Below are 13,564 nucleotides of genomic sequence, written 5' to 3' on the forward strand. Positions count from 1 at the left end.
GACCAAAAATTCAAATAAATATGGAATTTTTAGTTTCCTAGTGTAGTTTTAACACTATTGCTCCCTATTCTTGAAGACTTCCATATTGTTGAGTTGTTGTTTGTAAGGAAAAACCCGCTCCCTAATTTAAATAAGAAGCGGGTACCTAGTTTAGTTTAGACTTTTTGCTTAGGTTTGATATTATGGTTCCTCGAAAATACGTTGTGAGGGTCGTATTTTGCTTTAATTTCTTGTAAGCGCTGGTGGTTGGATCCATAGGTCTTTTCAATGACATCTTCATCTGGATCAATGCCATTTAAGTATGCGGCACCGTTCAATGAAAGTGGAGCGAAGTTCTCATAGAATTGACGGGCCCAATCATGAGCGGCTTCATCATTGCCTGGTTCATAAATAAGGTCCAGCAGCAATAAATACTGACTGTCTCGAACGGAAAAAGCATTATAATCAGCAGGGATACGGTTGACTTGTCCATGCATTTCCCATAGCTGGAATAATAGTCCGCCTGGTGCTTTGTCTTTTTCTTCTAGTAATTGTTTGAAGGTATCCTCGCTAAGGTCTTTGAAGAACAGCGAGGTTCCTTGAAAGCTAGCCCCTTGGGGTACCATAGGGTCCAACTTCTTCTGCAGGTTTGAATATGGAATGACGCCAGTTTGATCGATGATTGGTTCCGCTAACTTTCTCAAAGGCTCAATGATAGCCTTGCCATCATTTGCATCACCCGCATACATCCCAGCAATCACCATAACCTCTTTATTGTGCAAGAATTCCGGGAGCATTGGGGCTGGAGGCAAATCCATGACAGTCATATTGACACTGACTTCATCAGGGGCATCCGTTAAATAGTCGTTTAAATTACGGAACACCTGCATGCCATCCTTCAAATCATACATTACATCAAACGCCAACACTTCAGGGCCAACTGGATGTAGATGGAATTTGAATGCAGTAACTATACCAAAGTTGCCTCCTCCTCCGCGAACAGCCCAGAATAAATCAGCATTTGTGTCCTTGTTAACTACCAATTGTTCTCCAGCAGCGGTTACAATGTTAGCCTCCACTAATTGGTCACAGGATAAACCTAATACTCCTCGTAAATACCCGACACCACCAGATAAGGCAAGACCCGCAATTCCTGTTTCAGAAACCGTCCCGGTTGGCATAGCCATTCCATATTTCTGGGTTTCTTCATCAATATGTGCAAGCGTAGCCCCTCCTTGGACAGATACAGTTTGCGATTCTTTATGTACTTCCACAAAAGTCATCTGGGAAAGATCAATCAGTACTCCACCTTCTGTTAATGATGTCCCCGATACATGGTGGCCTCCGCCTCTTACCGCAATTTCCAGGTCATTTTCCTTTGCATACTTCACCACTTCTGTAACATCATTTGCTGATTCACATACGGCGATGATTGATGGGCGTTGTGTTATGGCCGCATTAAAAATTTTCCTTGCCTCTTCGTATTGCTCATCACTAGGTACTAAGACTTTTCCTTGGATTTCACCTTTCAAGTTTGTCATTCCAAACTCCCCCTTTTATAAAACTCACTAAACCTTAATGAAAAAAATGACACCCGACTATATTACTACTACCTCTCATAAAATACCAGTTCCTTTAAAATCTATCATTTAAATCAAGAAGGTAGTCCCACAATCTCTCAATAAGGATAGAATGATTTTGATAAATCGGTCTCCCTGCTGAAACAGCCGGAATATCAAAATTGGCACCAATTCCCTAACTAATTGTAATGGTATACACATAAAAAATAAGCCTGGATTGTAATATCCAGGCTTATTTTCAGAATTGTTTCACGTGAAACATTTATAATACATAAGTAGCGAGGGTTTGCTGCACTTCTTCAATGGGGCTGTCTTTTTTGAAGAGCTTCCCGATTGGTTCATTCGTTCCGGAAAGCCAGATCTTTAGTTCTGAATCAAGGTCAAAGCTGCCCGCTGTCTCTACACTGAAGTGAGTGATACTTTTATAAGGAATAGAGTGGTACTCGACCTTCTTCCCTGTCATGCCTTGCTTATCGATAAGGAGCAAGCGGCGGTCTGTGAATAAGAAAGAGTCTCTCAACACTTTATATCCGCTTTGAATATTTTCCCCTTCAATAAGGATTCCTTCGAGCTCTCTTTCAAGCTTATCGACATCCACCTGACTAGCATTGCCCATTAGACCATCCAAGAATCCCATCGGTTCCCCTCCTATTTCATTAAACGTAATAACATGGCTTCACAAGGTTCCAGTTCAATGGATAAAACATTGTTCTTTGAACTAAAAATCCTTTTTTTGTTTTCTAAGTCCTGCCATTTTCCTTTTTGAATCGGTATGTTGATTCCTATTTTCTTTCTCGTGTTCCTGTTGAATAAATAGAGCATTCGTTCATCATTGGCTTCTGCATTAAAATGATCCACGCCGTTTTCTGTCCAGCGTTCGAAGCCGATGACTTCCCGATCAGGAGTAAAAGATTTCCAATGACCCGTGCGGAGAGCGGTGTGTTCTTTTCTCCACTGTCCAATCTTTTGATACCAATCTAGCAACTCTTTATTCTCTCGCCCCCAAGGGTATGGTTTCCGGTTATCAGGGTCAGCACCACCTGTAACACCTGCTTCATCTCCATAGTATAAAGAAGGTACTCCCGGAAAAGCATAGAGCCATAGACTGAGAGATTTAATTTGCTTGATGATGAGTTTCTCAGCTTCTTGTTGACTAAAGTCATCAGGTAGATAGTCTTCCAACATCGTTTGAATCCTCTCCACATCATGACTGGAAAGCATGTTCATAACCGCATAGAAATACTCTTTCGGATAATGTTCGCTTAACGTCATAAGGCGGCGGTGAACAGTATACGCATCCATTTCACCTTTCATGAAGTCAAGCATCAATCGCCGCATGGGGTAGTTCATCACGGAATCCAGCACTCCACCCAAAAAGTAGTCCCGGCGTTTTCCATAGGCCGTTTTATTAGAAGCATCCTCCCACACTTCCCCCAGAAGAACGCTTGATTCATCCTTTTGTTTCAACTGTCGATAGATTTGACTGATTAAATCATCGGTCAATTCATCAGCCACGTCCAGACGCCAGTTTTTCATTCCGGATTGCTGCCACGTTTTGATGACACTCTCTTCATCATGGACAAGGAAATCCTGATAATCTTCATTTTCCTTATTCAATGTAGGAAGCGTCCCAACGCCCCACCAGGCATCGTATTCATCGGGATACTGGTGAAACGTGTACCAGCTATAATACGGGGAGTTTTTCGACTGATACGCGCCAAGAGAGTCATACTTGCCTTCTCGATTAAAATAGATGCTGTTGCTTCCGGTGTGACTGAAAACACCATCAAGCATAATTTCGATTCCTCTCTCAGACGCTTCCTTGATCAATGTTTCCAAGTCCTCTTTTGTTCCAACGAGAGGGTCGATCTTGTGATAATCGCCTGTATCATAACGGTGATTGCTTTCCGCTTCGAAGATAGGATTCAAATAGATGACGGATACCCCTAAAGATTCTATATAATCGAGTTTTTCCGTGATCCCTTTTAGGTTACCTCCGAAGAAGTCCCAACGAATAACTTCCCCTCGTTCATTCCGAATGTAGACAGGATCATTTTCCCAATGCGCATGAATCAGACTCGTCTCAGGAGCTTTTTCCATATCGAGCTCTCCTGCTGCATAAAAACGGTCGGGGAAGATTTGATACATCGTTGCGTTCTTCCACCATTCCGGGGTTTTATAAGAAGGGTCGTACACCGTAATCTGCCAAGAAGGAGGAATATGATCGTACACCTTCCCCTCTCCACTTTCATAGCTTTTTTCGCGTCCATAAAAAAGGGTTTGATCCTCTAGGGTGATTTCGAAAAAATACCAGATAAGCTGCGGTCTTTGCGGCATCCTAATAGTCGCTTCATAAGTCACTTGCTGATGTTCCTGACTGCAGAGGTCCATCTCCTTCGTTTTCTCATCGTCTGTACGGTCTAAGATGTAGTGAAGAATGACGTGGGAAACCCTGTATCGGTCGCTGATATCAATTTTGAGCGTAACAGGAGAACCCTTCGGTGCTGCACCGAAAGGCTCTCGATAAGATTCTTCAAAACTATTGTGATACATATCCTTTTGTCTCACACATCCGTCCCCCTAAATAGTCCCTTACTTCAAGGTCTTCACCCGTTCAATATCCCAAATATCTCGGGCATATTCCTGAATGGTCCGGTCACTTGAGAAAATTCCGGATTGAGAGATATTGACAAGACTCTTCAAGTTCCACTGACGTTTGCGTTGATAATCCTGACTCACTTTTTTCTGAGCTAATACGTAGCTGGCAAAGTCTTTGAGCACAAAGTATTCATCGTTATAGGTAAGAAGGGCATCATAAATTTCCTGGAAATCTGTCTCCCCTTTAGAGATAGGACTGTAATGGATCAGCTGGTCCAACGTATGTCGGATACGCTCATCACTATCATAAAGCAAGCGGGAAGAATAGGATCCGTTTCGGTAATAATCCCACACTTCATCGGACCTTAAACCGAAGATGTAAATGTTTTCGTCCCCGACAAGGTCGTGGATCTCCACATTCGCACCGTCCATAGTCCCAAGGGTCAGCGCTCCATTCATCATGAACTTCATGTTACCTGTTCCTGAGGCTTCTTTTGTAGCCATTGATATTTGTTCACTGACATTACTGGCTGGAATAATCTTCTCAGCAATGGAAACCGAATAGTTCGGCAGAAAGACCACTTTTATATAATCCTTCACATCAGGGTCGTTATTGACCACAGATGCGATGCGGTTGATGAGTTGAATCACTTTTTTAGCAAAGTGATAGCTCGGCGCTGCTTTAGCTCCAAAGAAGAAGGTTCTTGGAACAATATCCAGCGTCGGGTCTGATTTCAATTCGTTATATAAATGCATAATATGAAGGGCATTAAGCAATTGTCTTTTATATCCATGAAGTCGCTTGATATGAACATCAAAGATGGAATTCGGATCGACCGTAATTCCTTGTGTGTTTTTCACCCATTTGGCAAATTCCACTTTATTTTTCTGTTTGATTTTATGAAGTTGGTCAAGAAAAGCAAGATCATCTTTCCGGTCGAGCAATCGGCTCAGTTGTTTAGGCTCTTTCATCCACTCTTCCCCAATAGCTTCTGTGATCAAAGAGGACAACGGCCTGTTTGCGTGCATCAGCCAGCGACGGTGGGTAATGCCGTTCGTTTTATTGTTAAAACGCTCAGGAAAGGTGTTATAAAAACGCTTCATTTCACGTTCTTTCAAGATATCTGTGTGGAGCTTCGCCACTCCGTTAATGCTGTGACTGCCAACAATGCTCAAGTGGGCCATTTTCACTTGCCCATCAGCCACAATGGCTAAATCAGCGATTCGATCGAATTCACCTGGATACGTTTTCCATAAACCCTGACAAAACCGTTCATTGATCTCGTCAATGATCATGAAGATCCGAGGGAGCAACGTCCTTACCAGTCCGACCGGCCACGATTCGAGAGCTTCACTTAAGGTCGTGTGGTTCGTATAAGATACTGATAACTGCGTTATTTCCCACGCTTCCTCCCAGCCAATCCCTTTTTCATCCATGAGAATCCTCATCAGTTCAGGAATGACGAGTGCCGGGTGTGTATCGTTAATATGAAGGGCTACTTTTTCAGGGAACGAAGACCAGGGAAGTCCAAGCCTTTCAAAGGACCGAACAACCGATTGTACTCCAGAAGAGACGAGGAAATATTCCTGCTTCAAACGTAGTCTCTTGCCTTCCTCTGTGGAGTCGTCGGGATAAAGGAAATCTGAAATGGACTCAAGCGATCGTTTATGATCTAGAAAATGACCGAAAACCCCTTCCTTTTCCGCTTTTGTCATCGTGTCCTCCACGCTAGGTTCTGCTGACCACAACCTTAACGTATTCACGGTGTCGTTGTGGTAACCGACAACAGGCACATCATAAGGGACGGCCTGGATTGGTTCATAGTGTTCATATTTGAAATGAAGTTTTCCATCTTTGTCTCTTGTTGAGGATACATCTCCGCCAAAGCGGACTTCAATCGCATCTTCCGGTCTGCGGACTTCCCATATAAATTCTTTTGAAAGCCAATAATCAGGAAATTCCACTTGTTTTTCATCCATGATATGCTGATCAAACATTCCATATCGGTACCGGAGTCCATAGCCATGTCCAGCTAATTCTAAAGAAGCAAGGGAATCGAGAAAACAAGCAGCTAATCGTCCTAAGCCGCCATTACCAAGACCAGCATCACTTTCCTTCTTTTCAAGTTCTGATAAAGATAGCCCAAGATCTGATAACCCTTCGTCGACAAGCGAGAGTACATCCAAATTCAATAAGTTATTCCCAAGCAGACGTCCCATCAAGAATTCCATTGAAAAGTAATACACTTGCTTCGTCTTGTTCGTTTTGTACTCTCGATTTGTCTTCAACCAATCTTTATTGATCTTCTCTGAGATCAACGCCCCGAGTGCACGGTACGTATCAAACTCGGATGCTGTGTCAATGGTCTTACCAAACTTACTTTCCAACTGCGCTTTGAACTCTGACTTGAATTCTTCTTTGTCACTGAACATCACCATGAAGGTTCCTCCTATCACCCCTGCTAACGAAACATGGATTGATAAAGATCCATATATTGATCAGCAGAGTTTTTCCATGTGAACTTACTCTTGCAAATGTTCTTTACAAGATTTTGCCATGTAGCAGGTTCCTGATAGAATTCGATCGCTCTGCGAATGGTGTACAGCATGTCATGGGCATTGTAGTTGGTAAATGTAAATCCGTTCCCTTCTCCCGTCTCTTCATTATATGGCTCTACTGTGTCCGCAAGTCCTCCCGTTTCTCTTACAATCGGAGCAGCCAAGTATCGTAAAGCAATCAGCTGCCCGATGCCGCATGGTTCAAATCGGGACGGCATGAGGAATAAATCGCTCGCCGCATAAATCTGTCTGGAAAAAGGTTCTGAAAATCGGATATTTGTAGACATTTTCTCTGGGTGTCTGTCCTGAACCCACTGGAGCATCTGTTCATATTGGTATTCACCAGTACCTAGGAGTACGATTTGGACGTCATCGTGATACAACAAGTCATCGATGACACGCCCGATCAAATCGAACCCCTTCTGCTCCACCAATCTGGAAACGATGCCAATCATTGGAACATCTTTTCTGACAGGCAAACCAAGCTCCGCCTGCAGCCACATTTTGTTTTGGCCTTTCTTAATCAAAGAACTGCGATAAGGAAATGCCAGGGCATCGTCTTTCATAGGGTTATAGTTTTGATCGTCGATGCCGTTGACGATCCCTATCAATTCATCAGTACGCTTTCGTAACACTCCATCTAGGTTTTCCCCATAATAAGGTGTTTGAATCTCTTTTGCGTAAGTTTCACTAACAGTTGTAATGAAATCCGCGTAATTCAAGGCACCTTTCATGAAATTGATGTCTCCGAAAAATTCGAATGCGTCTTCGGACATCATACTTTCATCAAAGTCCATCAAATCATGAAGGACGGATTGGGCGAATACACCTTGATACTTCAAATTATGGATGGTAAAAACGGTTTTCATACCTTGAAGTTTTTCAACTTCCTTGTAATGGGTATGTAAGTAAACCGGAATCAACCCCGTCTGCCAGTCGTGGCAATGAAGAACATCTGGCGTCCAGTCCATCTCACAGACCCAATCCATTACGGCGCGGTTGAAGAACACGAACCGTTCCGCTTCATCATCATATCCGTAAAGGTTGGAACGTTTGAAATAATACTCGTTATCTATGAAATAAACAGGAATCCCTTCATAGTTGATATATTCGATTCCCGCATACTGGTTGCGCCAGCCCAGCTTGACGCTCAATTCATCAAGATGTTCCATCTGACCTTTCCAGTGGTCATCCATATTTTCATATTTTGGGAGGATAACACGTACGTCTGCTCCTTGCGCTTTCAAGGCATGAGGAAGAGATCCCAGCACATCGGCAAGACCTCCTGTTTTTATAAAAGGGGTACACTCAGAACCAATCATTAATACATTCACGTTTGACCCACTCCTTTAGGTATATTAGTTGGAAACATGTTCAAAACATCACGAATGAGCTTATGACATGAAAAGGACTGTCAGAGTGATAAAGTCCGGACAGTCCCTTCCATTGGGGGTATTACATTGATCTTCTTTTTGCTACAACATACGGTTTCTCTGGAGCACCAATTAATGTCTTCCCGTTTGAAATGTTGCAATCTTTATCAAGAATGACGTTCTCTAAAACGGCATTGCTTTCAATTTCACATCGCTGCATAATGATTGAATTTTTAATGACAGCTCCTTCACCGACTTTTACACCGCGGAAGAGAATACTGTCCTCGACATGACCTTCAATGACACATCCATTGGCAACCATCGTATTGGAAACACTGGATGTAGCTGTATAGTTGGAAGGGGCTTCATTTTTAACTTTCGTAAAAACAGGAGCATCGTCTTTGAACAATTCATCATGTTCTTCTGGATTTAAAAGTTTCGCACTGTTTCGGTAGTAACTTTCCACCGAATTAATCAATGCATGACCGCCGTGGTATTCGTAAGCATGAATATTGATGTCAGGCAGTTGGGCTTTAATTCCATCAAGGAAAAAGTTAGAACATCCGTGCGCGATGCACTTTTCGATTAAACGGTATAAGAGATCTTTCTCAATGATGTACATATCCATGTACACATTATTGTTCGTGTGATCATTATGGATGGCTGTTACTCGGTTGTTTTCATCAACATCCAGTTTATGTGCCCTTTGATGCTCAGGCTGAAGCTCATCCACCTTTTTATAAATGACCGTTACATCTGCTTCAGAGTTCTTATGCTCTTGCAGGACATCTTGATAATTAATGTTGCAGATGTGCTGTGAGCCTGAAACGACAATATATTCAGCCAGGGTTCGATTGATGAAGTCGATGTTGTTGTGGAAATGCTGTAAATCTCCACGTGAAATATCGGTAGGGTCATTCCAATCTGGAGGAAGGATGAACAGCCCCCCACGCTTGCGGTCCAAATCCCAAGCTTTCCCCTGCTCCAAGTGATCCATTAACGACCTGTACTTCCGGCGGGCGAATACAGCAACGGATTCGATCCTGGAGTTCGTCATATTTGATATTGCAAAGTCGATCATCCGGTAGCGCCCTCCAAATGGTACGGCTGCGCCACAACGGAAATAGGTCAACTCATCTAACATGTCTTGTTCGTGATCTAAGTTTATGATTCCTGCTATACGATCCATAATATCCTCCCTTTAACTATTGGTAGCAAAACTTGTGGCAAGGACACTTCCCTCGTCTGCCACGAGTGTGATTTCACTGTCTGGGGATGGGTCACCGATAACTGCCCCATCTTCAATAACGCTGCCTTTAGATATGATTGCACGGTTAATCTTCACATTTTTACCGATCTTCACATCAGGCATTATGACACTATCTTTGACAACCGAGGATTCGTCCACGTGTACACCATAAAAAATGATTGAAGTATCTACCGTTCCTTTTATGCGGCAGCCTTCATTAATTAAGGCATTTCTCACATGGGCCGTCGGCGCGATATATTGCGGTGGCTGGTTCGGGTTCTTTGAATAGATGCGCCATTTTGAGTCATTCAAATCCAACTCAGGCTCTCTCTTCAAAAGATCCATATTGGCTTCCCAAAGGCTGTCGACCGTCCCGACATCTTTCCAGTAACCTTCGAATGTGTAAGCCATTAACTTCTTATAATCGTTAAGGAGAGATGGGATAATGTCCTTCCCAAAGTCATTGGAGGAATTTTCGTTTTCCGCATCTTCGATTAAATACTGTTTCAATACATCCCATCGGAAAATGTAGACACCCATAGACGCCAGGTTGCTCTTCGGATTTGCAGGTTTTTCATCAAACTCAGTTATTTTACCCTCTTCATCCGTGTTCATAATTCCGAAACGGCTTGCCTCGTCCCACGGCACTTCAATTACCGATATCGTTGCATCGGCACCCGATCCTTTATGATAATCAAGCATCGCACCGTAATCCATTTTATAAATATGGTCTCCGGAAAGAACAAGGACGTGCTCCGGATCGTATTGATTCAAGAACTTCAAGTTCCGGTAAATAGCGTTGGCTGTTCCTGTATACCAACCGCCGCCTTCAGCCTGCATAAATGGAGGCAGAACGGAGACACCGCCATATTTGCGGTCCAGATCCCATGTGTCCCCAATACCGATATAGTCATTCAAAATCAAAGGTTCGTATTGGGTCAGGACACCCACTGTGTCGATTCCTGAATTCGTACAATTACTCAATGGAAAGTCGATGATTCTATATTTTCCGCCAAAGTAAACGGCAGGTTTTGCGATTTGTTTGGTTAGTGACTTCAGTCTGGTTCCTTGGCCGCCAGCCAGAAGCATTGCTACACATTCTTTATTTTTCATGATTTTCCTCCTTGGATACTGAAGTTCTTTTCAAGAAGCTCACACCGAGCGGGGGAATCGTCATGGTAATATGCTGATCTTGTCCTTGCCATGGGGAAGGTACACTATCTAAAGGCAGACCGTTCGTTTGCCCAGAACCTCCGAAATGTTCCGCGTCGCTCGAGAAGATCTCTTTATATGAGCCCTGTTCCGGTACTCCTACTCTATAATCGTGGTAGACTTCTGGAGTGAAGTTACAGACGACCACTAGTTGGTCATTCGTTGTACGACTGTTGCGGACGAATGATATGATGCTCTGTTCGTAGTTGTTGGCATCGATCCACATGAATCCCTCTTCCTTATGATCGAGCTCCCATAAGGCAGGCATATCTTGATACATTTGGTGCAACTGTTTCGTATAATCCTTAATGGATGCGTGGGAATCATAGTCTAATAACTCCCAATCCAAATCCTCTAAATCTTTCCACTCATCGAACTGCCCGAATTCACCTCCCATGAACATGAGTTTCTTCCCTGGGTGGGCATACATATAGGCTAGGAACGCTCGCAAATTCGCGAACTTCTGCCAGTAATCGCCCGGCATTTTATTTAGTAACGATTTCTTTCCATGAACGACCTCATCATGAGAAATCGGTAATACAAAGTTTTCGGAAAAAGCATAGAACAACGAGAATGTGATCAAGTTATGGTGGTATTTCCGATGAATCGGGTCCATCTCCATGTACTTGAGCATGTCGTTCATCCAGCCCATGTTCCATTTATAATTAAAGCCGAGACCACCGATATAAGTAGGCGCACTGACAAGTGGCCACGAAGTTGACTCTTCAGCCATCATCAATACATCGGGAGTTTCCTCAAAGATTGCTTCGTTCATTTTCTTAATAAACGAAACGGCTTCTAAATTTTCACGACCGCCGTACTCATTCAACTCCCAATCGCCATCTTCCTTGCCAAAATCCAAATAAAGCATGCTCGCCACAGCATCAACTCGCAAACCATCCAGATGGTATTCCTTCAGCCAGTAAACAGCATTTGAGATCAGGAAGCTTTGGACTTCATTTCTAGCAAAGTCGAACGTAAGCGTTCCCCACTGCGTTTTTTCCGCTTTGCTAGGATTCGCATATTCATAAAGGGCTTCTCCATCAAAGCGTCGTAACCCGTGGGCATCCTTACAAAAGTGACCCGGAACCCAATCCAATATGACACCGATTCCATGTTTATGACACTGGTCGACAAAATATTTAAAATCATCAGGAGTTCCATAGCGGGAGGTGACAGAATAATACCCGGTCGCCTGATAACCCCAAGAACGATCGAAGGGATGTTCTGTCAAGGGGAGAAGTTCAATATGCGTGTACCCTAGATCTTTAACATAAGGAATCACCATTTCGGCGTAGTCCCGGTAATTATAGAAAACCTCAGGTTCGATGTATTTCCATGAACCTAAATGAAGCTCGTAGATGGACATTGGAGATTCATAGGGGTTCTTCGCTTTCCTCTGCTTCATCCATTCGTCATCCCCCCACGAGTAATTGTCTAATGGGTAGACGACAGAAGCGGTATCAGGTCGAAGCTCACTGGAGATCGCATATGGATCCGCTTTCAACTGAAGGTGTCCATGTGCTGTTAATATCTCATACTTGTAGATCGTGCCTTTTTCAAGACCTGGAATGAAGGCGATCCAAATTCCGTTATCATTCATTTTTTCCATTGGATTCTCCCGGCCGTCCCAATTATTGAACATCCCGACGACACTCACCTGAACCGCATTAGGAGCCCAGACCGTAAAACGGATTCCTTTTTCTCCGTTCCTTGTATCCGGATGCGCTCCGAGCAGCCTGTGACTGTAACGGAGGTTTCCTTCATGGAATAAATAGACATCATGCTCTAAAGTTGTATCTTGGACCACACCATCACTCCTCATTAAACTAGTAGATTTTTAGTTTCTTGTGATAAACATGCAAAAAATTCACCTGTTTTTTTTTGCCTATATTTATCATAAAATCAGAGAACATCTTTTACAATTGCTATTAATAAAAATCTTCTGAAAAGTTTTGTCGAATATTGACGAATACCCCCGCAAATTCACTTTTTTTACTATTTTCACTCCATCCATTTATAGTAAGCGTTTTCATAATTTGTGATTCCCGCTTCCTCTTATGGAAAAACCTTACCAAACTAAAATTTTCTAAATATAGGTCTTTTATACTATTTGTTTTTTGAATTTATTAGACTAATACATTTGAATAGAATTTAATTTTTTCTTAGTCAGAGATCCTCTGGGGATTTTTTCTATTAGTAAGAAATCTACCCTCTCTATGGGAAATAGACGAGTAAGTTCTTGCGCTTGAGACTAAAAAGATGTAGCTGAGAGAAAGAAATGGAAAAAAAAGAGATCCAAGCATGGTAACTATGAATTTTCACTGCACCGAAGAGTTCTAAAGGTTCTATCATGCGAAAATCTATTGTTTTGTACCAGCCTTAATCGTTAGTACGGAAAATGGACGATTTGGGTACTTACATAAACTTCTAGCTTAGACGGTGTTTCATCGAAAAAGATTAGTGGTATAGCTCTACAAGATTAAAAGGGCAGCTGGAGACACGAAGACGATTTTCCAGAAGTTCTTCTTTATTCGGAAATAGCAGGTAGAGGAATCCCTAAAACATTAAAGAGGTGAAGAGTCATGTCATTAGCGGGAATTAGTTTACTCATCATCGCGATTGCTTTTGCATTCATAGCCATCTTTGTTGTAAAAACACTGAAAGCTGCATCCAGTACGATGACGAGTGTGTCACAAACACTAGAAAAAGTAGAAGGACAGATGCAGGGCATCACAACAGAATCAGAAAGCTTACTCAAGAAAACAAATCATATCGCTTCAGATATTGAAACCAAAACGAAAACACTCGACGGTTTGATGGACGCCCTCAGCAATGTCGGAACGACGGTCGGGCACGTCAACCAGTCCATCCAGGGCGTTTCTGAAAGTGTTGCTCACGCCTCTCACGAACGAGATGAACAGGTAGCAAAAGCACTTCGTTGGGGGGATGCAGCGCTTGAACTATACTTAAAATGGAAGAGAAAAAAAGCACAATAAGGAAGAGAGGTTTTT

General features: G+C 42.7%; 9 protein-coding genes. 1 reads left to right on the forward strand and 8 read right to left on the reverse strand.

Annotated features, from left to right (window positions below; all coding sequences use genetic code 11):
- Positions 1–155 precede the first annotated feature (155 nt).
- From ACXACN_RS14200 to glgB, 8 genes are all read right to left on the reverse strand, one after another.
- Positions 156–1,520: an FAD-binding oxidoreductase gene (locus tag ACXACN_RS14200; RefSeq protein ID WP_474965334.1), complete on the reverse strand. Its 1,365-nt coding sequence runs from the start codon at positions 1,518–1,520 to the stop codon at positions 156–158.
- A gap of 301 nt (positions 1,521–1,821) precedes the next feature.
- Positions 1,822–2,196: a PH domain-containing protein gene (locus ACXACN_RS14205; protein WP_474965336.1), complete on the reverse strand. Its 375-nt coding sequence runs from the start codon at positions 2,194–2,196 to the stop codon at positions 1,822–1,824.
- 11 nt (positions 2,197–2,207) lie between these two features.
- A complete protein-coding gene (locus ACXACN_RS14210; protein ID WP_474965338.1) occupies positions 2,208–4,127 on the reverse strand; it encodes a glycoside hydrolase family 13 protein in 1,920 nt (639 codons plus the stop codon).
- Between the two features lie 24 nt (positions 4,128–4,151).
- A complete protein-coding gene (locus ACXACN_RS14215) occupies positions 4,152–6,590 on the reverse strand; it encodes a glycogen/starch/alpha-glucan phosphorylase (protein WP_474966882.1) in 2,439 nt (812 codons plus the stop codon).
- Between the two features lie 29 nt (positions 6,591–6,619).
- A complete protein-coding gene (gene glgA, locus ACXACN_RS14220) occupies positions 6,620–8,050 on the reverse strand; it encodes a glycogen synthase GlgA (RefSeq protein ID WP_474965339.1) in 1,431 nt (476 codons plus the stop codon).
- A gap of 121 nt (positions 8,051–8,171) precedes the next feature.
- Complete coding sequence (gene glgD, locus ACXACN_RS14225; RefSeq protein WP_474965341.1) at positions 8,172–9,278, reverse strand: glucose-1-phosphate adenylyltransferase subunit GlgD; 1,107 nt, start codon at positions 9,276–9,278, stop codon at positions 8,172–8,174.
- A gap of 12 nt (positions 9,279–9,290) precedes the next feature.
- Positions 9,291–10,451 (reverse strand): glucose-1-phosphate adenylyltransferase, encoded by a 1,161-nt coding sequence (locus tag ACXACN_RS14230; RefSeq protein WP_474965343.1) that lies wholly within the window; start codon positions 10,449–10,451, stop codon positions 9,291–9,293.
- The gene (gene glgB / locus ACXACN_RS14235) at positions 10,441–12,360 is read right to left on the reverse strand and encodes a 1,4-alpha-glucan branching protein GlgB (RefSeq protein WP_474965345.1); all 1,920 of its coding nucleotides are present in this window, start codon (positions 12,358–12,360) and stop codon (positions 10,441–10,443) included. The genes ACXACN_RS14230 and glgB overlap by 11 nt, the downstream gene beginning before the upstream one ends.
- 775 nt (positions 12,361–13,135) lie before the next feature.
- Here glgB and ACXACN_RS14240 point away from each other — a divergent pair.
- Positions 13,136–13,549, forward strand: a complete 414-nt coding sequence (locus tag ACXACN_RS14240; RefSeq protein WP_474965347.1) for a DUF948 domain-containing protein — start codon at positions 13,136–13,138, stop codon at positions 13,547–13,549.
- Positions 13,550–13,564 lie beyond the last annotated feature (15 nt).

The sequence above is a fragment of the Halobacillus sp. AWM4_238 genome (assembly GCF_056158265.1).

Excerpts from the sequence above, each read along its gene's own strand:
- ACXACN_RS14200 (WP_474965334.1), bottom strand. The coding sequence starts at position 1,520 with ATGACAAACTTGAAAGGTGAAATCCAAGGAAAAGTCTTAGTACCTAGT.
- glgD (WP_474965341.1), bottom strand. The coding sequence starts at position 9,278 with ATGGATCGTATAGCAGGAATCATAAACTTAGATCACGAACAAGACATG.
- ACXACN_RS14240 (WP_474965347.1), top strand. The coding sequence starts at position 13,136 with ATGTCATTAGCGGGAATTAGTTTACTCATCATCGCGATTGCTTTTGCA.
- ACXACN_RS14205 (WP_474965336.1), bottom strand. The coding sequence starts at position 2,196 with ATGGGATTCTTGGATGGTCTAATGGGCAATGCTAGTCAGGTGGATGTC.
- ACXACN_RS14215 (WP_474966882.1), bottom strand. The coding sequence starts at position 6,590 with ATGTTCAGTGACAAAGAAGAATTCAAGTCAGAGTTCAAAGCGCAGTTG.
- ACXACN_RS14230 (WP_474965343.1), bottom strand. The coding sequence starts at position 10,451 with ATGAAAAATAAAGAATGTGTAGCAATGCTTCTGGCTGGCGGCCAAGGA.